Annotated in this window: 21 protein-coding genes; 9 read left to right on the top strand and 12 right to left on the bottom strand. The window is 69.2% G+C overall.

Annotation, left to right across the window (positions count from 1 at the left end; all coding sequences use genetic code 11):
• Positions 1-163 precede the first annotated feature (163 nt).
• Both ACFVTH_RS13725 and ACFVTH_RS13720 read right to left on the bottom strand, forming a co-directional pair.
• Positions 164-1,456 carry a nucleotide sugar dehydrogenase gene (locus ACFVTH_RS13725; RefSeq protein ID WP_387091802.1) on the bottom strand — a complete coding sequence of 431 codons (1,293 nt, stop codon included), beginning with the start codon at positions 1,454-1,456 and terminating at the stop codon, positions 164-166.
• 47 nt (positions 1,457-1,503) lie between these two features.
• The gene (locus tag ACFVTH_RS13720) at positions 1,504-1,953 is read right to left on the bottom strand and encodes an acyltransferase (protein ID WP_387091800.1); all 450 of its coding nucleotides are present in this window, start codon (positions 1,951-1,953) and stop codon (positions 1,504-1,506) included.
• 100 nt (positions 1,954-2,053) lie between these two features.
• Between ACFVTH_RS13720 and ACFVTH_RS13715 the strand changes: the two genes are divergently transcribed.
• From ACFVTH_RS13715 to ACFVTH_RS13705, 3 genes are all read left to right on the top strand, one after another.
• Positions 2,054-3,019 carry a dTDP-glucose 4,6-dehydratase gene (locus ACFVTH_RS13715; RefSeq protein ID WP_387091798.1) on the top strand — a complete coding sequence of 322 codons (966 nt, stop codon included), beginning with the start codon at positions 2,054-2,056 and terminating at the stop codon, positions 3,017-3,019.
• Positions 2,995-4,137 (top strand): DegT/DnrJ/EryC1/StrS family aminotransferase, encoded by a 1,143-nt coding sequence (locus ACFVTH_RS13710; protein ID WP_387091795.1) that lies wholly within the window; start codon positions 2,995-2,997, stop codon positions 4,135-4,137. The genes ACFVTH_RS13715 and ACFVTH_RS13710 overlap by 25 nt, the downstream gene beginning before the upstream one ends.
• A 249-nt stretch (positions 4,138-4,386) precedes the next feature.
• A complete protein-coding gene (locus ACFVTH_RS13705; protein ID WP_387091792.1) occupies positions 4,387-5,349 on the top strand; it encodes a glycosyltransferase in 963 nt (320 codons plus the stop codon).
• Positions 5,350-5,379: 30 nt separating this feature from the next.
• On the opposite strand, the gene ACFVTH_RS13700 is transcribed toward ACFVTH_RS13705, so the two are convergent.
• Positions 5,380-6,471: an acyltransferase gene (locus ACFVTH_RS13700; protein WP_387091791.1), complete on the bottom strand. Its 1,092-nt coding sequence runs from the start codon at positions 6,469-6,471 to the stop codon at positions 5,380-5,382.
• Between the two features lie 287 nt (positions 6,472-6,758).
• On the opposite strand from ACFVTH_RS13700, the gene ACFVTH_RS13695 reads away from it, so the two are divergent.
• Entirely contained in the window at positions 6,759-7,958 is a 1,200-nt protein-coding gene (locus ACFVTH_RS13695; RefSeq protein WP_387091788.1) for a hypothetical protein, read from the top strand.
• An 18-nt stretch (positions 7,959-7,976) separates the two neighbouring features.
• Here the strand turns inward: ACFVTH_RS13695 and ACFVTH_RS13690 are convergent, their stop codons facing one another.
• The 9 genes from ACFVTH_RS13690 to wecB all read right to left on the bottom strand — a co-directional run bounded on the left by ACFVTH_RS13690 (position 7,977) and on the right by wecB (position 18,734).
• Positions 7,977-9,065: a glycosyltransferase gene (locus ACFVTH_RS13690; RefSeq protein ID WP_387091786.1), complete on the bottom strand. Its 1,089-nt coding sequence runs from the start codon at positions 9,063-9,065 to the stop codon at positions 7,977-7,979.
• On the bottom strand, positions 9,065-10,183 hold the full coding sequence (locus tag ACFVTH_RS13685; RefSeq protein WP_387091784.1) for a glycosyltransferase family 1 protein: 1,119 nt from the start codon (positions 10,181-10,183) through the stop codon (positions 9,065-9,067). Before ACFVTH_RS13685 ends, ACFVTH_RS13690 begins: the two co-directional genes overlap by 1 nt.
• On the bottom strand, positions 10,180-11,289 hold the full coding sequence (locus tag ACFVTH_RS13680) for a glycosyltransferase (protein ID WP_387091781.1): 1,110 nt from the start codon (positions 11,287-11,289) through the stop codon (positions 10,180-10,182). Before ACFVTH_RS13680 ends, ACFVTH_RS13685 begins: the two co-directional genes overlap by 4 nt.
• A gap of 12 nt (positions 11,290-11,301) precedes the next feature.
• Positions 11,302-12,441: a glycosyltransferase family 4 protein gene (locus tag ACFVTH_RS13675; protein WP_387091778.1), complete on the bottom strand. Its 1,140-nt coding sequence runs from the start codon at positions 12,439-12,441 to the stop codon at positions 11,302-11,304.
• 1 nt (position 12,442) lies between these two features.
• Positions 12,443-13,483, bottom strand: coding sequence for a glycosyltransferase family 1 protein (locus ACFVTH_RS13670; protein WP_387091775.1), 1,041 nt, complete (start codon positions 13,481-13,483; stop codon positions 12,443-12,445).
• A gap of 92 nt (positions 13,484-13,575) precedes the next feature.
• Positions 13,576-15,372, bottom strand: a complete 1,797-nt coding sequence (locus ACFVTH_RS13665; RefSeq protein WP_387091772.1) for an ABC transporter ATP-binding protein — start codon at positions 15,370-15,372, stop codon at positions 13,576-13,578.
• 28 nt (positions 15,373-15,400) lie between these two features.
• On the bottom strand, positions 15,401-16,408 hold the full coding sequence (locus ACFVTH_RS13660; protein WP_386937466.1) for a Gfo/Idh/MocA family oxidoreductase: 1,008 nt from the start codon (positions 16,406-16,408) through the stop codon (positions 15,401-15,403).
• The gene (locus ACFVTH_RS13655) at positions 16,408-17,511 is read right to left on the bottom strand and encodes a DegT/DnrJ/EryC1/StrS family aminotransferase (protein ID WP_387091769.1); all 1,104 of its coding nucleotides are present in this window, start codon (positions 17,509-17,511) and stop codon (positions 16,408-16,410) included. Before ACFVTH_RS13655 ends, ACFVTH_RS13660 begins: the two co-directional genes overlap by 1 nt.
• Positions 17,512-17,666: 155 nt before the next feature.
• Positions 17,667-18,734 carry a non-hydrolyzing UDP-N-acetylglucosamine 2-epimerase gene (gene wecB / locus ACFVTH_RS13650; protein WP_387091766.1) on the bottom strand — a complete coding sequence of 356 codons (1,068 nt, stop codon included), beginning with the start codon at positions 18,732-18,734 and terminating at the stop codon, positions 17,667-17,669.
• 69 nt (positions 18,735-18,803) lie between these two features.
• On the opposite strand from wecB, the gene ACFVTH_RS13645 reads away from it, so the two are divergent.
• The 5 genes from ACFVTH_RS13645 to ACFVTH_RS13625 all read left to right on the top strand — a co-directional run bounded on the left by ACFVTH_RS13645 (position 18,804) and on the right by ACFVTH_RS13625 (position 23,859).
• Positions 18,804-19,541 (top strand): glycosyltransferase family 2 protein, encoded by a 738-nt coding sequence (locus ACFVTH_RS13645; protein ID WP_387091763.1) that lies wholly within the window; start codon positions 18,804-18,806, stop codon positions 19,539-19,541.
• Between the two features lie 5 nt (positions 19,542-19,546).
• Positions 19,547-19,924: a DUF2304 family protein gene (locus ACFVTH_RS13640; RefSeq protein WP_387091887.1), complete on the top strand. Its 378-nt coding sequence runs from the start codon at positions 19,547-19,549 to the stop codon at positions 19,922-19,924.
• A gap of 49 nt (positions 19,925-19,973) precedes the next feature.
• Positions 19,974-20,567 carry a DapH/DapD/GlmU-related protein gene (locus ACFVTH_RS13635; protein WP_387091760.1) on the top strand — a complete coding sequence of 198 codons (594 nt, stop codon included), beginning with the start codon at positions 19,974-19,976 and terminating at the stop codon, positions 20,565-20,567.
• Entirely contained in the window at positions 20,564-21,766 is a 1,203-nt protein-coding gene (locus tag ACFVTH_RS13630) for a glycosyltransferase family 4 protein (protein WP_387091758.1), read from the top strand. Before ACFVTH_RS13635 ends, ACFVTH_RS13630 begins: the two co-directional genes overlap by 4 nt.
• 149 nt (positions 21,767-21,915) lie before the next feature.
• Positions 21,916-23,859, top strand: coding sequence for a DUF6541 family protein (locus tag ACFVTH_RS13625; protein ID WP_387091755.1), 1,944 nt, complete (start codon positions 21,916-21,918; stop codon positions 23,857-23,859).
• Positions 23,860-24,077 lie beyond the last annotated feature (218 nt).

Raw genomic sequence — 24,077 nt, 5'->3', positions numbered from 1 at the left:
TCTGTCGTGCTTTGGCACGGGGGTTTGCTCGGCCCGCGGGCCGAGCATCCGCCGGTGCATACGAGAGGCCGCGACTGCGGCCGGGCCCGCGGACGTCCTTGCGAGGGGCACGACCTCGGCCGGATCTCGGCCGACGCGACGACGACGAGGGGGCGGCCGGGCCTCAGCCCGCGCCGACGACGAGGCGCGGAGTCCCCGCCCAGACTGCGGCATCCGTCGCGTTACGTCCGTCGACGAGCAGCCGGATCCCGGGCATCTGGTCCGGCGCGAGCACGCGATAGTCGGCGTGGTCGGTCTGGATGATGGCGAGATCGACCTCGGCGCCCAGCGTGTGCGGTACGAAGCCCATCGCGCCGAGCTCATCCTCGGAGTAGAGCGGGTCGTGCACAGTCACGACTGCGCCGCGGGACCGGAGTGCCTCGACGGTCGGGAACACCCCGGAGAACGCGGTCTCCTTCACACCGCCGCGGTACGCGGCGCCGAGAACGACCGTGCGGAGACCCTCCAGCGAGCCGAGCACGCTCTCCGCCTGCGCGACCAAACGCTCGGGCATCGACGCGTTCAGCACCCGCGCAGTGCGGACGATGTCAGCGTCGGGGTCGGTCGCGAGGTACAGTCGCGGATACACCGGGATGCAGTGCCCGCCGACAGCGATCCCTGGGCGGTGGATGTGGCTGTAGGGCTGCGAGTTGCACGCCTCGATCACGCGGTAGACATCGATGCCGTTCGCGGCGGCGAAGAGCGCGAACTGGTTCGCCAGCCCGATGTTGACGTCGCGGTAGGTCGTCTCGGCGAGCTTCGCCATCTCGGATGCCTCGGCGCTGCCCAGATCCCAGACGCCGTTCGGCTGGGGCAGATCATCGCGCTCGTCGAACTGCAGGACCGCTTCGTAGAACTCCCGCGCCCGTCTGGTCCCCTCGTCCGACAGGCTTCCGATGAGCTTGGGGTACTTGCGCAGGTCGGCGAAGACGCGCCCCGTGAGCACTCGCTCGGGCGAGAAGACGACGTGGAAGTCTTCCCCCTCGACCAGCCCGGAGATCTCCTCGATCATCGGCTTCCAGCGCCCTCGGGTGGTGCCGACCGGCAAGGTCGTCTCGTACGACACGAGCGTGCCCGGGGTGAGGTGCTCCGCGAGCGAGCGCGTCGCGGCATCCATCCATCCGAAGTCAGGCTCCCACGTCGTGTCGTCGACGAAGAGCGGGACGACGATCACGACCGCGTCCGCTTGCGGAATGGCTTCGGAGTAGTCGGTCGTGGCCCGCAGCCGGCCGGCGGGGACGAGCTCGGAGAGCTTCTCCTGCAGTTCCGCCTCGCCCGGGAACGGCTCGATCCCGGCGTTGATCGAAGCGACCGCATCGGCGTTGACGTCGACCCCGATCACCTCGTGACCTGAGTCGGCGAACTGGACGGCGAGGGGAAGCCCGATCTTTCCGAGGGCCACGACGGCGATACGCATGAATTCCATCATATTCGGATGACGGGACGATGCTGGCGCCCCCTCGATCACGAATCGGCGGAGGGGTTTCGAGACGGGTCGAACTTCAGGGCGGCATCGGGGATGACTCGGGCCGGCACCCCGACGAGCAGGCTGCCCGCAGGTGCTCGGGTGCCCTCCTTCACGATCGCGCCGGCGGCGACGATCGAGCCGTCCCCGATCTCGCACCCCATCAGGATTACGGCGTTCGCCCCGATGTGGACGCGGCTGCCGATGGTCGTCGCCCGTCGCTCGATGGGAAGGGCGCGACCCGAGACGCAGCGGGCGACGGTCGAGTGCGTGTAGATGTGGACCCCCGACGACACGTCGCAGCCGTCGCCGATCGTGAGCCCGCCGCTGCCGTCGATGACGCAGAACGCCCCGATCCAGCAACCCTCGCCGATCTCCGGGTCGCCGATGAGCCAGGCGTGCGGGTTGTAGGGGTTGGCGGGAATACCCGATGCCTCGGACACTGCCATGACGATCCCCGATTCTGATGTGCGCGCGCGGGCGGATGGTAGCCTTGCCTCTGGTCCGCTGGCCGCGATCGCCAGGCAATCCTATCGAAAGTTCACCTCGTTGACGCTTGCAAACCGTTCCATCCTGGTCACCGGCGGCGCCGGGTTCATCGGAAGCCACCTCGTCGATCGGCTCATCTCGGAAGACCCTGCGAAGCTCGTCGTCGTCGACAACTTCTTCCTGGGGAATGAGGGGAACCTCGCCCCCGCGCTCGCGCGATGCGACGACCTTGAGATCATCCGGCTCGACGCCTCGGACCTCGCCGCGATGCAGGACGTCGTGACGACCCACGAGATCGACACGGTGTTCGATCTCGCGGTCGTGCCGCTGCCGACCTCGCTCACGTTCCCGCACTGGACGATGCAGACGAACATCGGCATCACCACGACGTTCTGCGAGATCACGCGCCGAGGGCTCGTCGAGCGGTATGTGCACTTCTCGAGCTCCGAGGCCTACGGCTCCGGACGGTATGTGCCGATGGACGAGGAGCACCCGCATGATGCGCTGACCCCGTACGCGGCGAGCAAGTCGGCCGAGGACCACATCATCCGCTCATACGTCAGCACCTTCGGGATCGACGCAACGATCATCCGCCCCTTCAACAACTACGGGCCTCGCCAGAATCCGGGTTCGTACGCCGGTATCATCCCGATCATCGTCCGCTGCGTTCGCACGGGACAGCCGATCACGATCTTCGGCGACGGCGAGCAGACCCGCGACTTCACCTTCGTCCGCGACACCGCCGAGCTCACGATCGACATCTTCAACAACCCCGAGTGCCGCGGACTGGAGCTCAACGTCGCGACCGGCGTGGGCACGTCGATCAACGACCTCGTCGCCCAGGTCCTCGCCATCATGGGTCGGCCCGATCACCCGGTGGTGCACGTGGAGGAGCGGCCGGGCGATGTCCGCCGCCACCTCGCCGACGTCAGCCGACTGGTCTCGTACGTCGGCCATCACCCGCCGGTGCTGAGCGACGAGGCGCTGCGCGAGACCGTCGAGTGGTACGAAGAGATCCTCGCGTGAGGCTCAACGTTCCGCTGCTCGGCGAGGCCGAGCTCGAGGCTGTCGGATCGGTGCTCGCGACCGGCTTCCTCACCCAGGGGCCGAGAGCGCAGGAGTTCGAGGCGCTCGTGGCGCAGCTGGTCGGCACCGACCACGCCTACGCGACGAGCTCGGCGACCACGGGCATCCATCTCGCGCTGCACGCCTGCGGGGTGCAGCCGGGCGACGAAGTCGTCATCCCCGACTACTCCTTCCCCGCGACCGCCAACGCCGTCATCCAGCAGGGCGCGGTACCGGTGTTCGTGGACATCGATCCGGCCACCTTCAACATGGATCCGACGAAGCTCGAAGCGGCGATCACCGGGCGCACCGCCGCCATCATGCCGGTCCACGCATTCGGACTCCCCGCGGACATGAACGAGATCAACGCTGTCGCGGCCGCTCACGGCCTTCCGGTGATCGAGGACGCCGCGTGCGCCCTCGCCGCCACGTACCGAGGCGTCGCGGCCGGAGCCCTCGGCACTGCGGGCGTCTTCTCGTTCCACCCTCGGAAGATCATCACCACGGGCGAGGGCGGGATGATCACCACCTCGGACGCCGGAGTGGCCGACCGCATCGCCGTCCTCCGGACCCACGGTGCGGTCCGCGGGGACACCTACATGTCCTTCGTGGACGCCGGCTACAACTACCGCCTGAGCGACATCAACGCCGCCATCGGGATCGCGCAGATGGAACGGCTGGATCACATCCTCGAGCGACGACGCAGCCTCGCCGCCGCGTACGACGATCGTCTCGCCGAGGTCGACGGCCTGACGACGCCGGCCGTTCCCGATGACCGGACCCACACCTTCCAGTCGTACGTCCTGATGCTGGACGAGGCGTTCGACCGCGATGCCGTCATCCACGCGCTTAAGGCTCGCGACGTCGAGACGACGCTCGGCACGTACTCCATGCACCTGCAGCCGTACTTCCGCGACCGCTTCGCGATCGCCGATGAGGCGCTCCCCTCGAGCACCCGGGCGCACCGACAGGCACTCACCGTGCCGCTCTATCCGCAGATGACGGAGTCGGACGTGGATTCCGTGGTCGATGCGCTTCGCAGCACGCTCGCGGAGTCGCGTTCGGTGCGCGCAGGCTAGGCGAGGCACGTGCTCCGATACCTCCATCAGGCGCGCGCAGCCCTCCCGCGGTTCGCGCAGAGGGCGGCGCTGCACGCGAGCTATGCGTGGCACCGGCGCGGCGCGGGCGATGCGCAGGTCTCGTGGGTGGTCGGGCCGCAGGAGGTCGCGACCATGGTGCGCCAACTGGCCGACCAGATCCCCGACTCGCACACCGTGAACCTCGTCCGGCATCCGTTCTACTCGTTCGCCTACGACACCGAGGTCGACATGGGCGTCGGCGGCATCCGGGGCAGACTTCGGCGCCTGTACGCAGGCCCGTGGATCCTGGGTCGCTTGGCGCGGCGCGCGCGCGGATTCGTGTATGTGAGCCGGTCGGGTTACCTCACGAGGCTCGACGACTCCCGTGAGTACGAGTTCGGCTTCCTCAAGCGGAGGGGCGCGCGCATCGTCTGCGTCTTCACCGGCACCGATATCCGGTCGCCGAAGCTCATGAAAGAGCTCGAGACCACGCTCGGCAGGCCCAACGTGTCGACGTATCAGGGGTTCGCCGATCGTGCCACGGTCTCGGCGGACTTCGACGAGAAGACCCGCCGCGCGGCGCGGGCCGCCGATCGCCACGCGGATCTGATCTACAGCATGCGCATGGATCAGCGGTCGTATCTCACGAGGCCCACGCTGCCGTTCCTCTACTTCTATCCCGACGACGGCGTCCAGGATACGAGCGCGAAGTTCTCCTCTCCGGTCCGCCTCCGCGTGCTCCACGCGCCCTCGTCGCCCATCATCAAGGGGACCCAGGTCGTTCGCGCCGCTGTGCAGGCCCTTCGCGACGAGGGCCGTGAGTTCGACTACGAGGAGCTCCTCGACGTGCCTCACGAACGTGTGGTCGCTGCGCTTCGCGACGCGCACATCGTGCTGAACCAGTTCTACGCATTCGTGCCGGGGGTCTTCGGGGTCGAGGCACTCGCGGCCGGCTGTGCGGTGCTCCAGAGCGCCGATCCGTCCGCCGAACCCGACCTGCCCGAGTGGGACGAACCGGCCTGGTTCGTGACCCAGGCGCATGAGGTGACAGCGCATCTGCGCGCCCTCCTCGACGACCCGGCGCTCGCCGCGAGGTATGCACGCCTCGGTCAGCAGTGGGTGCGCGACCACGCACTCGCCTCGGAATCGGGGCGCATCCTCCGGGAGCAGCTCGGCCGGGTCCTCGCCGACGATCCGCACGTCGCGCGCTGAGTCCGGTTTCCACGGTCGCCCGCACGAAGGTCAGAACAGCCGTCTCAGGTAGGGCACCCGTCGAGCGGTCAGGCTGATCGCGAACGAGATCGCAACCACCACCGCCCAGATGACGACGGTGACGATCAAGGAACTGGTCACGGCGCCACCGAGCGCGACGGCGGCCATCCGAACCAGGATCAGAACCACGAAGTGCACGAGGAAGACGCCGAACGCGGCGTCCGACAGCGTGGCAAGCACACGGCGTGCCCGGGGCGGGAGCGCGACGGCCGCGAAGATGCCCTGGAACGACAGGAAGACACCGCACGCCGCGAGCGCGGTCGCCAACCCGAGATAGCCGAGGGGAAGCACCGCGTTCAGGGTCGGATGGTCGGCGCGCGTCCCGGACTGCCAGACGATCTCCGCGAGAAGTCCGACGGTGGCGATCACGACGACCGCAAGGGTGGTCCCCCTCGGAACGAACACGCGCAACGCCCACCCCGCGAGGAAGTAGCCCACGTAGGGGAGCCACTGCGTGAGCGCGTTGAGCACGATCGACTGCGGCTGGCCGATCGCGGTGAACACGGAGGCGAGCGTGTAGGTCAGGATCGTGGCGGCCAGCGCCGATGCGGCGAAGATCCGGGCTCGCCCCTCTCCCCCGCCACGGAGGAAGGCGGCGAGCACCGGCGCCACCGCATAGAGGCCGACGATGAGGAAGAGGAAGTAGAGGTGGGTGTACGGGGTTCCTGCGGCCAACAGCCCGACCACGCCCAGCGGGGTGAGTTCCGCGCCGCTGATGAGCATTCTCACGACGAAGATGTAGAACAGCGGCCAGAACACGAAGGCCGGCCCCAGTCGGAGCAGGCGCCGACGAAAGAACGACGCGGGTCCGTTTCGATGCGTGCCCTCCCCCAGGAGGAGCGCTCCGCTAACCATCACGAACACGGGGACGACCCAGATGTTCCCCGCATTGACCGCGAGGGCGAACCACCACGACAGCGATCCGGAGATCTCCGGGTTCGAGACCATGATCCCGGTCACATGGATGGCGACGACCCCCAGCACCGCGGCGACGCGCAGTCCGTCGAGAGCGACTACCCGTTCGACGGCGCGGTGGAGGGGAGGTGCATCGGCGTGGGTCATCAGTGGTCCTCGGATAGCGTGGCTGGCCCTGCGCTCTCGAGGAGGTGCGGCGAGAGAGCGTGGGGCGTGGTCGGGTGCCGTGATGCCGAGATCGTCGGCGAGCTCGGCCGGGAGCATCGGAGAGCGACCGCCGCCCTCGCGGCGGGCGCTCCCCTCAGGAACTGAGAACCCCGACCCGCCGCTTGATGATCTTCACCGACGTCAATCCTACCCAGAGCGACCCGGTCGCCCTGCTCGGGAATCCCCGATGCGGCCCGGGTGACGTCGACGTGTTAGCGTGAGTCGCCATGACCGGATCAGCAATCGTCGCGTACATTCGCGCCCGGTCGGGCGCGATCCTCACTTGGGCGATCGTTGCCGCGACGTTCCTCATCACCTACGTCACGTTCATACGCTGGTATCGGTTCTTCTTCCCCGACTCGCGCTACTACCTCGCGATGGCGTACCTCTTCGGCGGAGCCGATCCCGAGACTGCCCGCGATCTGACCGTCGACTTCGCCGACCCGCGGGGAATCCCGGTCCCGCCGGTGGACGACCTGTTCGGCTGGGGCCTCGTCCAGCCCCGTGTCGTGTATCCGGTCCTGAGTGTGCCGTTCGTGAAGCTGTTCGGCGCATACGGGCTCGCGGTGGTCCCGCTGCTGGCCGCGGTCGCACTGACGATCCTGCTGACCCTCATCCTCATGCGCCGATACGGCAACGTCGTCGCGGTCGCCACGATGCTGTTGGTGAACGGCAGCCTCTTCCTGATGTCGTTCCACACCGGAATGCTCACGGAATCGCTGTCGGGGCTCTTCGCCGTGCTCGCTCTCCTCGCCGCATGGCGTTGGCTCGAACGGCCGAGCCCGTGGCTCCTCGTGGCCATGGGCGCGGCGACGGCGGCGTCCGCCTTCACCCGCCAGGCGACGCTGATCATGGCCGGTGCCTTCGTCATGGCGTGGCTGCTCGGATCGCTCGTCGGGCGCCGGAACAGCCCGTGGATGTGGCCCGCGATCGTCGTCGGCGGGACCGCCGTCGGCTGTCAGGTGCTGCAGAGCCTGGTCTTCCCGTCGTTCTCGCAGCTCGACCAGTTCCTCAAGCAGGCCGGCGCCGAGACCCTCGGCGAAGCGATACTGCGCGTCCCCGCGATGCTGCTGCACATCCTCGCGTCCGATGCGGCCGCAATGATGCGGGCGGACCGCACGCTCCTGTTCCTCATCGGTCTCGCGGTCGCCTCGATGATCCTGTTCTGGCGACGTACCGAGTCGCACCTTCTGCTGGGGGCGATCCTCGGGATCGCGCTCTACAACGTCACCAACGGGACGCCGACGCAGTTCCGCTACGCCACCCCGGGTCTGGTGTTCTACGTGCTCGCCGCGGCGGTGATCATCGCGCACACCGCCGACCGGGTGACGAAGGCCATCGCGGACCGCCGCAATCGGTCGATGGCCGAAGGCACGACCGACCCGGCGGCTCCGTCGGCGGCTTCCGCGGCGGAGCCGGCAGGCTGACGACCCGCCTGATCCGAGCTATCCGCGGTCGGGCAGACCCGGCTGGAAGTGGCGTGCGGCGAACGAGGCCGCGAGGAACCGCAACGGGGCATCCCTCGCCAGGGTGCGCCGATAGGGCCGTGTGGTCAGCGGCCGCACCCCGAGGTAGCGACGGCGCTCCGTCACGAGACGGTCGATGACGCCTCGCTCGGGCGCTGCGCTCATCAGTTCGCCGACCAGGTCGGAATCGACGCGGGAGAGCACGACCGGAACGCGAGGCGCGAGCCGGACCAGGACCGGCAGCGCCTCGCGCACGGCCTCGACCGCCTCATCGGCCCAGTAGCCGCCGGACCTACCTGCGGCCCCGAACAGCTGGACGCGGATGAGCTTGGCCACGATGGAGGTCTTCTCCGCCTCGGAGAGGCGACCCCAGAAACCCTCCAGCGCGAGCGGGCCGACGAAGGCGAGCTCTGCCCGCATCGGACGCGGCGCCGCCGTCACCCGGTCTCCGGCCCCTTCCCCGACGATGTACGGGAATCCGCGGTCCGCCATGGCGATCCGCCCGGATTCGAACCACAGCCTCAGGCTCGGCGCGATGTCCTCCCCCGTCTCCAGACCTGCCACGGGCACCGCCAGCGGAGCGAGCCCGCTCGCGAGCAGTCCCATCGTGCTGGTCCGGTACGCGAGACGGTCCTTGGCCGGCTCGAGCATCGTGCGCAGCATCCTTCTGGGAGGTGTCGGGAAGTCCACGCCGGACGGTTCTTGGACCATTCGCGGCATCACCACGTCGGCGCGATGCCGGTGCGCGGTCGCCAGCCACGAATCGAGGGCTCCCCGAGCGAGGTGATCGTCCGAGTCGATCTTGGTGAACCACGGCGCCGAGACGTCGGCGAGTGCGAAGGCGAGCGGACCGGCGGGCGAGTGCACACCGTCATCGAACGCCGTCACCTCCACGCGCGGGTCATCCGCGTGCTCGTGCAACGCAGCGCGAATGCCTGCAGGATCGGTGTTGTGGGCGATCACCCGTAGACGAACGTCGCATTCGGACCCCTGAAGCACCGATGCCGCCAGGCGCCGGATCGGTCGCGTCGGCGTATGCACCGGGACGATGACCTCGATCTCAGGCATCACGCGCGCTCTCCGGCGATCGCCTCGACGGCCGAGCGCCAGACCGGCACCTGGTGCTCGGCCGACAGCTCACGCGCCGCCTCGTGCGCCGCCGACTTCCACTGCCGTACCCGCTCGGCGGTGAGCCCGTCGAGCTCTGCCGCCAGGGCGTCGGCGGTGAAGTCGGCCGCAGCGGTGCCGAACCCGCGCGGGCCCATGACGCGCATCATCTCGGGCGACGGCCCGATGATCAGGCCCAGTCGGGCCTGCACATACTCGAAGAACTTGTTCGGCAACGCGTAGGCGTTGTTGAAATTCGTCGGGGCGAGCATGTGCAGGCCGACGTCGTAGGCGTTGAGCGTCGTGACCAGTGTGTCGAACGGCACCGGGTCGATCACGCGCACCCCGGGTGTCGCAGCCGCACGCGCGACGAGCTCTTCGCGATAGGCCGGGTCGTTCGGCGTCAGGTACAGGTCGAGCGTCACATCGGTCCGCGACGCGACGGCGTCGACGAGGACTTCGAGCCGACGGTTCCGCAGCGCCGCGCCAGCGTGCACGAGGCGGATCGGGGCTCCGACCGGGTTCGGCTCGAGGTCGGCGAACGGAGGGGCGTTCATGACGACCGAGGCGTCGAGTCCGAACTCGTCGCGATAGCGGTCCGCGATGGTCGCGCAGACGGTGGTCGTGGATGCCGCCCGTGCGACGTACTTCCGCAGCTGCCAGCGCAGGAAGGGCGCCACGTACAGCCTGAACCGGAGCATCTCGGAGTTCTGCTCCGGGGCGAACTCGTGCAGGTCCGAATGGAACCCGAGCGACGGTTCGAGCCTCACGGCGATGCCGGCAGCGTCGACGTCGTTGGCGATGATGACCTCCGCGCCACCGGGTCGCACATTGTCGAGGACCCAGGACACCGCGGGATTGTGCTCGAACGCCCATCGGTACGCGCGCGCCATCACCGCCGGCCGCGGATAGCGCCATGCCACCCGATCGTCGGGGATCCGGTGGTGCGCGGACACGCCCGGCGGCTTCGGCCCATAGCCCACGGTCGTCACCTCGAACTCGCCGGCGAAGAGGTCGATCTGCTTCCGCACCCGCGGATCGGAGACGAGGGTCGAGAACGAGATGATCAGGAGATTCATGCGGAGTGGCCTTCGGGGTTGCCTGCGAGGTGGTACGCGCGGAGGTACTCTGCGCGACGGAATTCCGGTGCGAAGCGCTGCTGGGCCCGGCGTGCGATCTCGGTGGGAGTGGCCGGCGTCCGACTGCCCACCACCGCGATGACCGCGTCCGTGTAGAGCCCCGGATCCTGCGCGGCGACGAGCACGCCGTCCGCCGGGCCCACGAACTCCCCCTGGCCGCCGCGCGAGCCGACCACGACGGAGAGGCCGTGGGTCAACGCCTCCGCGATCGAGACGCCGAACGTCTCGCCCTCGGTGGGGAGGAGGAAGACGTCGGCGCCGAGCAGGCCGTGCGAGACCTCCTCCGGCGCCAGGCTGCCCTGGAGCTCGATGCGGTCCGCCACTCCGAGCTGCGCGGCCGTGCTCATGACTTCGTCGCGCAGCGGACCCTCGCCGATCCAGCGGAGGGTCGCCGGGTACCCACGGGCACGGAGTCCGGCGAGCGCCCGAACAGCCATGATGGGGCCCTTCCGCTGGATGATCCCCCCGACGGCGATCAGTCGGATGTGATCGGCCTGCTCCCGTTCCAGGGCGGCGCCGCTCGGTGCGAGCATGACATGGTTCGGGATCACCATCGTCGGGCCGGCACGGTGGCGCCGGACGGCACTCACGAGCGCCTCGCTCACCGTCACGACGACGTCGGGCCGCTTCAGTCGGCGCGCCAGGAGCGAGCCCATCGCTCTGACACCGATGGGCGCGGTCTCGGGCGCGAGGAAGCCCGACCAATGCTCGGTGTGCACCCAGGGCACCTTCAACGCCGTGCCACCCAGCGGGAGCAGCGACGAGATCGCCATGCTGTGCAGCAGGTCGTGCTCAAGGGCCAGTTCCGCGATGTACCGCCGCGCACGCCGGATGGATCGCGGGGATCGAACCGACATCGGAACGCGATGCACGGCGATCCGACCGAGCTGGTCGACGCGGGCCTGGGCGAGCTGGGTTGGCGGGACCAGATGAACGACCGTCACCTCATGATCGAGCGCGAGCAACTCGACATCGCGAAGATTGAAGATCCCGGACCCCGGAGCCCACGGGCCGGGAAACCACGTCGTCACTACGAGCACGCGCACTCAAGCACGCTATCAGTCTGCGATGAGGTTCCCGCGCGCGGCGGTGACCTCGTTGTAGTGGGACAACAGCTCCTCGGCCGCACCCTGTGCGCTTCGCCGCGATCGCACGAATTCGACCCCCGCGGACCTATGGTGGCCGTACTCGAGGTCGGCCATGGTGATCCAGCGATGCAGGGCGAGTGCGAGGGCGTCGACGTCGTCCTGTGGCACGAGCGTACCGGTGGCGGAGTCCTCGACCATCTCGGTCAGCCCCCCGGATGCATACGCGACGACCGGCGTGCCGCACGCCTGCGCCTCGAGCGACACCAGCCCGGCCGCCTCCGACCACTCGGCCGAACTCCGCGACGGCATGACCAGCACCCGCGCCGCTCGATACTGCTCCCGGAGTGCGGCACGAGACAGCGGACCCAGGACTTCGATGTGGGGATGCTCTCGGGCGGCGCACCTGACCTCCGCCTCGAGCGGCCCGCCACCCGCCAGCCGGAGGCGATGGGGCGTCGTCGCGTGCAGGCTGATGGACGCCCACAGTGCATCGCGGACCCCCTTGTGCTCGACCAGACCGCCCGCGTAGAGCACGACGGGCTCGTCGACGTCGCCTTCCGCTCCGGGCTTCCCGGGGGTGAAGAACGAGGTGTCGATGCCCTGGTACATGACGCGCAGCCGTCGTGAGTCGATACCGTCCGCGATTGCACGATCGGCGAGCCAACGGCTGACCGCGAGGAACCGGGTCGTGCCAGCCGTCGTCGCACGCAGGTTCGCACGCGTGATGGCACCCCAGACGCCGGCGCTCTGGCGCTTCAGCGCGAACACGTCATATCCGTGGAGCGTGGTCACCAGCGGGACGCCCAGTCGCCTCGCCGCGGATGCGGCCGGCAGACTCCACGTCGCGAAATGCTGATGCACCACGGCTGGCTCGAAGCGCCGGATGTCCCGAGTCACGCGGCCGCGGACCGCCTGCACGCGAAGGGTGTCGATCCGAGATCCCGGGCGCAGCATCATGGCCGAGTGGATCGGAATGCCGACCTCCTCGGTCACGCGCGCCGACGGCGAGAACAAGGCGAACTCATGCCGGTCGCGGAGAAGCATCGCGTGCTGCACGACGAAGTACGTCGGCGGGATGGCGACGGGACCGCAGGTGAGCGCGATTTTCACGCTACAGTCGCTTCCCGTCCGCCACCAGGCCGTCGACGAGCCGCAGCCACTTCTGCATCTGCTCCTGCGCACCGAGCGCTCTCGCGCTTGCGTGCGCGTTCGCCTTCCAAGCCGCGACGCGAGTCGCATCGAGGTCCGCGATCGTCCGCGCGAGATCGGCGGCGTCGAACCCGGCCGACACTGCACCGAGCCCGTGCTCTTCGACATACTCGACCATCTCCGGCGACGGACCGATGAGGATGCCGAGACGGGCCTGGACGTAGTCGAACAGCTTGTTGGGGAGCGCCCAGGCGTTGTTGAAGTTCGTGGGCGGCAGCAGGTGGACGCCGACGTCGTAGGCGTTCAGCGTCCGAAGGAGGTCGGAGTACGGAACCGGGTCATGGATCGTGATTGCAGGATCATCGGCGACGCGGGCCTTCAGCTCTTCGAGATAATCTGGGTGGTTCGGAGTCAGGTAGAGATCGAGCGTGACGTCGGCGCCGCTCAGTGCAACGGCATCAACCATCTCCGTGAGCCGGCGATTCCGCAGGCATGCTCCGCTGTGCACGAGCCGGATCGGCGTGGAGACGGGAGTCGGTTCGGCGTCGGTGTACGGCGCCGCGTTCGTCACCAACTCCGGACGGAAACCGAACTCCTTCTCGTATTCGCGCACGAGGCCGTTGCTGACCGTCGACCACGACCCCGCACGGGTCACGTAGTGTCGGCAGACCCACTCGTGGAAGGGCCTGATGCGCTTCGCCCACAGCGCGTGCTCCTCGTTGAGACGAGGCGTGTACTCGTGGAGATCCGCGTGAACGCCGAACCTCGGCTTCAGCCAGAGGCCGACGGGAACGGCTTCCGTCTCGTTCGCGAAGACGACGTCGAAGTCGCCCGGGCGAAGGTGCGCCTTGACCCACGCCACCGCCGAAATCCGCCAGTAGGCGGCTCGATACATTCGCAGCGTGATCAGTCGTCCGTTCAGATCCTGATAGCTCGCGGAGCGCGGCATCTCGATATGGCGGTCGACGCCTGCGGGTGCCGGGCCGTAGCCGCACGTGGTCACCGCGTATCGGTCGCGGAAGACCTCGATCTGTTTGAGGACTCGCGCATCGGAGACGATCGGCGAGAACGAGAGGATCAGCAGCCGAGGTTTCGTCACAGCTCCGTCCCGTCGGGGTTGAGGCCGGCGAGCCGGGCCTGTTGCGCGAACTCGGGCTCAGCCGAGATCACCTCCGCGAACGTTCCCCGTGCCTCGATTTTTCCGTCGCGCATGAACCAGATCTGGTCGTAGTCGCGGATCGTCGACAATCGGTGCGCGACGGAGATGACCGTCACCTCGCCACGAAGCTCCTGGATCGCGCGCGTCACGGCGGCCTCGGTCCGGGTGTCGAGCGAACTCGTCGCCTCGTCGAGCACGAGGACGAGCGGGTCGCTGTACAGGGCGCGCGCGATGCCGAGCCGTTGACGCTGCCCGCCCGAGAGCTGAAGGCCCCGATCTCCGACACGGCCGCGGATGCCGTCGGGGCGCGCCTCGATGACGTCCAGCAGCTGTGCTCGCGAAAGCGCGGAGCGCACGCGTTCCTCGTCGTAGTCCTCGCGCCACGTCAGCGCGACGTTCTGAGCGATGGTCGCGTCGAAGAGCGCCACATCCTGGGGGACGTACGCCACGCGCTCGCGCCAGCTCGCCATGACGTCGGTGAGATTCTGCTCGCCCAGGAGGACCCGCCCCGACGTCGGGGAGATCAGGCCGAGCAGGATGTCGATCAGCGTCGACTTTCCTGCGCCGGAGGAGCCCACGATTCCGAGGCGCGAACCGAGGGGCAGCACGCCGGTCACGCCGTCCAGCGAAGGATGCTCGGCGCCCGGATAGCTGAACCGGACCTCGTCGAGCACCAGGTCGGCGGGCTCGCCCTCGATGGGATCGAGTCCGATCTTCTCCGCTGCCTCCTGGTACCGCCGAGACGCGTCGATGTCGCGGAGGACGGCGTCGGCGTGCGGGATGTTCGCCGTCATCATCGACATGAGCGACTGGAATCCCGTGAGTGATGGAACGAGGCGGAAGCCTGCAACCCCGAACAGCGCGACCGCCGCGATCGCCTGCGCGGGCCCCGCGATGAGATAGCTGATCCCACCGACGAGCAGGAACCCGCCGACGATCGCGGCATCGAGGACGAACCGCGGGATGGCGGAGAGGAAGTTGATGTTGGCGCGCGCCTTGGCCGCATGGCGGCGGTCCTCATGGACGACCCGCGCGACCTCGGCCGACTTCCCGCGGAGCGTGATCTCCTTGAGCGCGGAGACCATGTCGGTCATGAGGGACGCCACGCGGAACGAGTAGTCGCGGTTCACGCGTCCGGCCTGCACCGTGCGGTTCGCGAGAACCACGTACAGCAGCACCGCGATCCCGCCGAGGTACGCCACGGTGACGAGCGCCGTGAGCGGCTGCACGACCACGATCACGAGCACGACGAGTGCGGCGGTCGTCAGGAGCGTCGGCAGCGACATGAACGGGAGCAGGAATCCGGAGGTGACGTTCGCGATGCCGACGTCGGCGAGGCGCACGAGGTGGGTCGTGTTCCGCTGGAGGCGCTCGACCCACGGGGCGCGGATGTACGCCTCGAAAAGCCGGTCGCCGATCTCGAGCTCGAACGTCGCCATCCGACGCGTCGCCATCCACTGCATGAGGACGGCCGCGGTCGACTTGACGATGATGAGCCCGGAGATCACCAGGAGGATCCACACGTATCCGTCCTGGCCGACGGACCCGATCAGCGGAAGCTGGATCGCGGTGCCGCCGAGCATCGCGACGAGCGACGCGGCGAGCAGCATGAGCGCCGCGACATCCAGGATCGCGAGGGACGACGAGAGCACGATATAGCGCACGATGTAGCGCTGGGCATTCTCCGGCAGATGAGGGATGACCTGACGGAAGGTCTTGAGGATGCGCTTCACGTCGTCACCCCGATGCGTCGTACTCCGGTCATCGCTCCATCACGCCATCGGCCGCCTGCGCACGGCGGCTGCCGGCCGCGGTCCGGAGCGCGGCCTCGACGACCTCGAGGGTGCGCAGGCCCTGAGCCATCGTCACCACGTCGCTCGGCAGGCCGAGCACGGCGTCGCGGAACGCCTCGTGCTCGACGCGCAGCGGCTCTCGTTTCGGGAACGCGTAGCGGGTCACGTCGCCCTCCGACACGCCGCGGAAGACGGTCATCGACTCCCATTCGAGCGGGATCGTGCCGTTCGCGAAGAACGTGAGGTCGCCGGTCGACGTGTCGGCGACGAAAGCTCCCTTCTCGCCAGTCACGATCGTCACGCGCTCCTTCATTGGGCTGAGCCAGTTGACGAGATGATTGACGATGACGCCGTTCTCAAGGCTTCCCGTCATGGCGATCATGTCCTCGTGCTCACGGCCGCTCTTGAACGCCGTCTGAGCCGAGACCGTCTCATACGGGCTCTGGGCCACCCACGAAGTGAGGTCGATGTCGTGAGATGCGAGGTCCTTCGCGACGCCCACATCGGCGATCCGCGAGGGGAACGGCCCCTGACGACGTGTCGCGATCTGGTACACCTCGCCGAGATCGCCCGCGGCGATGCGACTGCGCAGCTCCTGGAGTGCGGGGTTGAAGCGCTCGATGTGACCGACCGCGCCGACGAGGCCCGCTTCACGGAACGCGTCGACCATACGGTGACCGGAGTCGATCGTGTGCGCGATCGGCTTCTCGACGAGCGTGTGCACGCCCGCGGCGGCGAGCTTCAGCGCGGCTTCCTCATGGAAGCGAGTGGGCACGGCCACGACCGCGAGATCGAGCCCCTCGGCGATGAGCGCATCGATGTCAGGGAGGATCTCGAGGTCGCCGGCGACGCCGTGCGGATCGCCGCCGGGGTCCGCGATCGCGACGAGTTCGACGCCGTCGAGCTCTCGGAGCACCCGGGCGTGGTGCCGACCCATCATCCCGACGCCGAGCAGCCCGGCGCGCAGAGCGCCCATCAGGCGCCTGCCCCGGCGACGGCGTTGACGGCCTCGGCGATGCGCTCGAGGTCCTCCTGCGAGAGCGACGGATGCACCGGCAGCGAGACGACTTCGCTCGCCGCCTTCTCGGTCTCAGGCAGGTCCAGTCCGGGTGCGTACGGCGCGAGCGAGGGAAGACGATGGTTCGGAATCGGGTAGTAGACGCCGCTGCCGACCTGGTACTCGTCCTTCAGCGCCTTCACGAAACCGTCACGGTCGTCGAGCACGCGGATCGTGTACTGGTGGTAGACGTGCACGGCGCCCGGCGCCACCGGCGGCACCACGACACCGGTCAGATTCGCGTCGAGGAACGCGGCGTTCTCCTGACGCGAACGAGTCCAAGCACCGACCTTCGTGAGCTGGACGCGACCGATGGCGGCGTGGATGTCGGTCATTCGAGCGTTGAAGCCGACGACCTCGTTCTCGTACTGTCGCTCCATGCCCTGGTTGCGCAGCAGTCGCAGTCGGCGCTCGATATCGGGGTCGCCGGTCGAAACCATGCCCCCCTCGCCCGACGTCATGTTCTTCGTCGGATAGAGGCTGAACATGGCGAACGCGCCGAACGTCCCGACGGACTTGCCGTCGACCGTTGCGCCGTGCGCCTGCGCCGCGTCCTCGAAGAGCTTCAGCCCACGGCGTTGGGCGAGATCGCCGAGGCCCGCGACGTCCGCAGGGTGGCCGTACAGGTGGACGGGCATGATACCGACGGTGCGCTCGGTGATCCGTGATTCGACAGACGCGACGTCGAGCCCGAAGTGAGCGGGCTCGATGTCGGCGAACACCGGCGTCGCACCGGTCAGCGCGACGGAGTTCCCGGTCGCGGCGAAGGTGAACGACGGCACGATCACCTCGTCGCCGGGGCCGACGCCCGCGGCCAGCAGCCCGAGGTGCAGTCCGGACGTCCCGGAGTTGACGGCCACGGCGGCCCTGCCGTCGAGCAGCACATCGGAGAACTCGCGCTCGAATGCCGCGACCTCAGGGCCCTGCGCGACCATTCCAGAACGGAGCACCGAGTCGACCGCTGCCCGCTCCTCGTCGCCGATGATCGGCTTCGCCGCAGGGATGAACTCTGGACCGCTCACGCGCCCACCTTTCGATGTAGTTCTGCCGTATGGCACAAGGGACGTCTGCCAAGACTACCTCGTCCGAAAACCGCAGCGCCTCGGCGGCGCTTCCTCGAACGGCCGAACGCCGCGCATCACGCGCGCGGTATCCGGCGGGATTCGAGCGGTCGCGCTCAGCCCGCGCCGGCGAGGAGGGCGTCGATCACGCGCTCGGCCGCACGACCGTCGCCGTACGGCTGCACGTCGGTAGGGGTGGGCATTGGACGCTGAACCGCCCGGGAGATCGCGTCGTGCGTCTCGGCGAGCACGTTCCACCCGAGTTCGACCGTCTCGACCCATTCTGTCTCGCTGCGGACTGTCGTGCACGGGACTCCGAGCAGGAACGCCTCCTTCTGCAGCCCGCCCGAATCGGTCACCACGCCGGCGCTGCGAAGCACAACGGAGACGAGCTCGGGGTAACGCAACGGCCGGTGTGGCACGAGCCTGCCGGTCGCGAGCTCGATACCGTGCTCGGCCGCCTTCGCGACGAGCCGGGGATGCGCGACGATCAGCACCGGTCGGTCGAGACCGGACAGGCTCTCGACGATCGATCGGAGCCGGGCGGGGTGGTCCGTGTTCTCAGCACGGTGGATCGTCGCGAGGTAGTACCCGCGCTCGTCGAGCCCCGCGTCGGCCAACAACTGCGGATACTCGTCCGCCACGGCGTCACGGACACCGAGCAGCACGTCCGTCATGACGTCGCCGACGACCACGGAGCGTTCGGCGAGGCCCTCCGTGGTGAGGTGGTCGAGCGCCACATCCGTAGGGGCCAGGCACAGATCGGCGGCGTGGTCGGTCAGGACGCGGTTGTGCTCCTCCGGCATCCGGCGGTTGAAGGACCGCAGCCCGGCCTCGAGGTGCGCCACCGGATAGTGCAGCTTCACCGCGCTCACGGCCGCCGCCAACGTCGAGTTCGTGTCGCCGTAGACGAGGACCCAGTCGGGGTCATGCTCGGTCAACACCGCGTCGAGCGCTCCGAGCATGGCCCCGGTCTGCACGCCGTGACTGCCGGAGCCCACCCCCAGATGGACGTTCGGCGCGGGGATCCGGAGATCGTCGAAGAAGACGTCCGAGAGCATCGGGTCGTAGTGCTGACCGGTGTGCACGATGACGTGATCGACCCCTGCAGCCTCGGCTGCGCGGGCGATGGGAGCGAGCTTGACGAACTGCGGCCGAGCGCCGACGACACTGAGAACCTTCACGCATCGATCGTAGACGAGAGCGATCTCCGCTCGCGTTTGCCGAGGGCTGCCATTGCTAGTATCTCCGACATGCCCTCGACTCCGCTGCGCCCGCTCATCGTGCTGCCAGCATTCAACGAGGAGCAGGCCCTCGGCCCCGTTCTGGACGAGATTTCCGCCGCCCTGCCTGACGTCGACTGCCTGGTCGTGAACGACGGCTCGGACGACGGAACGGTCGCGGTCGCGCGGGCGCGCGGCGTCACCGTGGTCGACCTCCCCTTCAACCTGGGCGTCGGCGGCGCGATGCGCGCGGGCTTCCGCTACGCGCTCCGCAACGGCTATTCCGCAGTCGTCCAGGTCGACGCCGACGGACAGCACGACCCCCGCGACGTCCCTCGGCTCGTCGCCGAGCTCGACCGGGCCGACATCGTCATCGGGGCGCGGTTCGCGGGCACCGGCGACTACAGTGCCCGCGGCCCGCGCCGATGGGCGATGAAGGTCCTCGCCTCGGTCATCGGTCGGATCGCGCGCACGAAGCTCACCGACGCGACCAGCGGGTTCAAGGCGAGCGGCCCGAGGGCCGTCGGGCTGTTCGCGGCGACGTATCCCGCCGAGTATCTCGGCGACACCGTCGAGGCCCTCGTGATCGCCGCGCGCGCCGGACTCCGCATCCGGCAGTCGCCGGTGGCGATGCGCGACCGGCAGGGCGGCGTGCCCTCCCATCATCCGGTCAAGGCCGCCGCGTACCTCGCGCGAGCGAGCATGGCGCTCAGCTTCGCGATGATCCGCCCGAAGGTGCGGCTCGCGAGAACCGAGGAGTCCCAGTGAGCACGATGACCTACCTCCTCTCGGTCGCCGCCGCGGTGATCGCCCTCGCCTCGGTGATCGAACTGCTCCGGCGGCGACGACTCCGGGAACGGCACGCCATCTGGTGGATCCTCGCGGCGACGCTCGCGCTCTTCGCGGCGCTGTTCCCCGCCAGCGTCGCCTGGATCGCCTCCGTCGTCGGCGTCGGCCTGCCGAGCAACCTCGTCTTCTTCGTCTCGATCGTCCTGCTCTTCCTCGTGAACCTCCAGCACAGCGCGGAACTGACCGACCTCGAGGACAAGACCCGCACGCTCGCCGAGGAGTCCGCACTCCAGAAGGTACGCTTGGAGCGGCTCGAGGAGCGGATCGACCCCAAGCGCGACCTTCCCGACGCCCGCCCCTGAGGCGCCGCTGCGCCCGGGATCCAGCCCGTCTGAGCACAAGGAGTCCACCGTGGCAACCATCGCGGAGAGCGCCGACGTCTCGCCCGACGCACGAATCGGCGACGACACGAAGATCTGGCACCTCGCGCAGGTCCGCGAGGGCGCCGACATCGGCGACCGGTGCATCGTGGGACGCGGTGCCTACATCGGGTCCGGCGTGCACCTCGGCGACGACTGCAAGATCCAGAACTACGCGCTGGTCTACGAGCCCGCGCACCTCGCCGACGGCGTGTTCGTCGGCCCGGCCGCGGTGCTGACGAACGACACCTATCCCCGCGCGATCGCACCCGACGGCTCGATCAAGACCGCCTCGGACTGGGAGCCCGTCGGCGTGACCATCGAGCACGGCGCCTCGATCGGCGCGCGCGCCGTCTGCATCGCGCCCGTCACGATCGGGGCCTGGGCCACCGTCGCCGCCGGCGCCGTCGTCACGAAGGACGTCCCCGCGTTCGCGCTCGTCGCCGGGGTTCCCGCCCGTCGCATCCGCTGGGTGGGCCGGGCGGGCGTCCCGCTCGAGCCGGCCGGCGAGGGCGTCTGGGTGTGCCCGCAGACCGGTGCCCGCTACACGGAGTCGGACGGCGAGCTCCTCGAGGTCGCTGGGTGACGCCCTCGAGGGCTCCGAAGAACCGCGCCGCGACCCGGGTCGTCCTCGCGACCCGGCTCTTCGCCCCCGAGGTGAGCGCCGGTGCCTTCCGGCTCCGCGCGCTGACCCGCTCGCTGCTCGGCCGGGCGGCGAGCGTCCGCGTGCTCACCACGACTCCGCCGAGCACCGCCCCGCAGGGCCGTGAGGAGCAGCCCGGCCTGGAGATCTCGCGCTTCCCCGTGCTCCGAGACTCCGGAGGGAACGTCCGCGGGTACGTCCAGTACCTCAGCTACGACATCCCGCTGTTCTTCCGCCTCCTCGTGTCGCGCTACGACCTCGCCGTCGCCGAGGCGCCTCCGACCACCGGCATCGTGGTCGCCGCGATCAGCGCGCTGCGACGCCGCCCGTACGCCTACTACGCCGCCGACGTCTGGACCGACGGCGTCGCGGCGATCGGTGCGCCGCGATTCGTCGTCGCCGCGATCCGCTGGCTCGAGGGCGTCACGATGCGCCACGCCTCGACGGTGCTGTCGATCTCCGACGAGGTGACCGAGCGGATCGCTTCGTTCGGCGTCGATCCCGAGCGGATCGCCACCGTCGGGAACGGCATCGACACCGAGGTCTTCAACCCCGACGGGGAGGTCGGGGGCGACGGCACGAGGTACTTCGTCTACACCGGGACGATGTCGGAATGGCAGGGCGCCGAGGTGTTCATCCGGGCCCTGGAGCTCGTCCGCGAGCGCGTCCCCGATGTCCGGCTGCGGTTCTTCGGCCAAGGCTCGGCCGAGGCGCAGCTGCGGGCCCTCGCGACGCAGACGGCGCCCGAGGCGATCACCTTCGGCGGCGTCGTCCCGCCCGAGCAGTCCGCGGAGTGGATCCGCGGCGCGGTCGGCGCGCTCGTGAGCATCGCCCCCGGCCTGGGATACGACTTCGCCCGACCGACCAAGACGTATGCGGCGGCGGCCTGCGGCACCCCGGTGGTGTTCGCCGGATCGGACGCCAGCAGCGGCGCGGCGCTCGTGCGCGAGCACGGGCTCGGCGTCCACGCGGCGTTCACCCCCGAGTCCGTCGCCGAGGCGATGCTCGAGCTGCTCGGCGAGCACGGCACCGAGCGCGCAGCGCAGGGGCGGCGCGCCCGTGCAGCGTGGATCGAGACCAACGCCTCGCTTCGCGCGGTCGGGGATGCCGCGGCCGACGCGGTCCTCCGCCCACTCGGCTGATCCCGGGGAAGGCCGTGACGCGTCGAGTACGATGGACCGTCTTTCAGAATTGGAGCCGAGCACGTGACCTTCGACACCCGCGCGATCGCGGTCTCGACCGATCACCCCGCGGCACGTCGTCCGACTCCGACGTCGCAGGCTGACCTCGGATGAGCTGGTTCGAGTTCGTCCCCGTCTTCGCCGCGGTCCTCGTGCTGATGATCGGCGTCGGCGCGCCGATCGCGGCGGCCGTCCGGCTCCGGGGCATCGCCTTCGTCGGCGTCGCGATCGGCTCGACGGTCGCCGCGATCGGAATCTCCTCGGTCATCGCGCCGTGGCTCGGCCTGTCGTGGAGCGTGCTCGTCCCGTTGGGGCTCTCCCTCGTCGTCGCCCTCGTGCTGCTTCCGCTCCGTCGACGCCTGACGATCCCGCCCTCACCGAAGGGCCGCAACGAGTGGGGACGTCCCTTCCTCGTCCAGTCGCTCGCGGTGGTGCTCGGCTCGACGCTGACGCTGCTCTGGATCGCCCCCCAGTTCGGCGCTCCCGACGATCCGGCGCAGAGCTACGACACCCTGTTCCACCTGAACGCGGTGCAGTGGATCCTGGACACGGGCAACGCCTCCCCGACGGCGATGAGCATGACCACTCCGGGGCGCACGTCGGGCTTCTACCCGACCCTGTGGCATGCGCTCGTCGCGATCGTCGTGCAGCTGACCGGCGCATCCGTCGTCGTCGCCACGAACGCGGTCGCACTCGTGGTCGCCTCCGTGGTGTGGACCGTCGCGTGCGTGTTCCTCGCACGCGTCCTGTTCGGGCGCGCGCCGTTCCACACCGTGCTCGTCGGCGGCCTGAGCGCGGTCTTCGGCGCGTTCCCCGCCATGCTGCTGTGGTTCGGCGTGCTCTATCCGAACCTGCTGGCGGTGAGCCTGCTCCCGCTGGCCCTCGGACTGCTCACAGCACTCGTCCAGCGACGGTCGACCCTCGGCCTGCGACCGGTCGCCCTCGCCCTCGCCGCGGCGTGGGTGATCGGCGGGATGACGCTCGCGCACCCGAACGCACTGTTCAGCCTCTTCGTCCTCACCATCCCGCTCGTGGTCTACGCCGTCGTGCTGAGCGTCCGGCGTGCCGCGCCCGAACGTCGCGCCCTCGTCTCGGTGGCCGCGGTGACCGCCGCGGCCGTCCTCCTCGCGGTCGAGGCGTTCGCGTTCACCCGGGCGACGACCGGCGACAACGGGTGGCTGCCCACCCGCAACTTCCCGGCGGCGGTTCGCGAGGCGCTCACGAACGGCCCGATCGACCTCGGCTACGCGTGGGTCGTCAGCGCGTTCATGCTCATCGGCCTCGTCGTCGCCCTGCGACGACCGCGCCTGCGCTGGGCCGTTGCGGCCTACCTCCTCGGCGTCCTGCTCTACGCCGTGGCGATCGCGTGGCCGACGGGACCGTTCCGCACGGCGATCACCGGCGCCTGGTACAACGACTCCTACCGGCTCGCCGCCCTGACCCCGGTGCTCGCGATCCCGTTCGCCGCACTCGGCGCCGTCCGCGTCGCCCGTTGGGTCGCCCGCGGGGTCCGCCTCGGACGCGATCGATCGCGGCGCATCGGCTTGCCCGCGCTCGTGACGATGATCCTCGTGAGCCTGCTCGCGATCGGCGTGCCGTACGCCACGACCGTGGCCGACAGCGGCCGGTTCCTCGCCGACCGGTATCGCCTCGACGACGACAGCGTGATGCTCACCGACGAGGAGGCGGCATTCCTCGGGCGGATCGGCGACCTCGTGCCCGAGAACGCGGTCATCGCGGGCAATCCCTGGAACGGGAGTTCCCTGGTGTACGCCTACACGGGCGTACGAACGGTGTTCCCGCACGTCGGAGGCGCGTACCCCGGCGAATACTGGGCCCTCGCCGAAGGTCTCGCCGAGGGCGCCGACGAGGCGTGCGCCGCCGCCCGCGACCTCGGGGTGACGCACGTCCTCGACTTCGGGGACCAGTACATCTTCGAAGAGGACCGACGCGCCGAGAAGTACCCCGGGCTGACCGAACTCGACGGCGGTGCTGCATTGGCCCTCGTCGCCTCAGAGGGCGAACTCGTGCTCTACGAGGTCGACTGCGACTGACTCATCGATACGGGCATGTTGCGCACTCGACGCGCTCGGTATGCGGCAGCCCGCGCCGAGCGGGTGATCAGGGTGAGCTGGTCACGACACCAGTGGGGCTCACCGAGATCCGCCCCTTCGTGAAGGTCTGCGTCCAACCTGAATCGGCCGAACCGGTGGGCGACGCCGTCGGTGCACCGATCGCACCACCGAGCCCCCCACGAGCCTTCCAGAAGTCC

The sequence above is a fragment of the Agromyces sp. NPDC058104 genome (assembly GCF_042884835.1).
GTDB lineage: Bacteria > Actinomycetota > Actinomycetes > Actinomycetales > Microbacteriaceae > Agromyces.
This window is presented reverse-complemented; position numbering and strand designations above follow the sequence as displayed.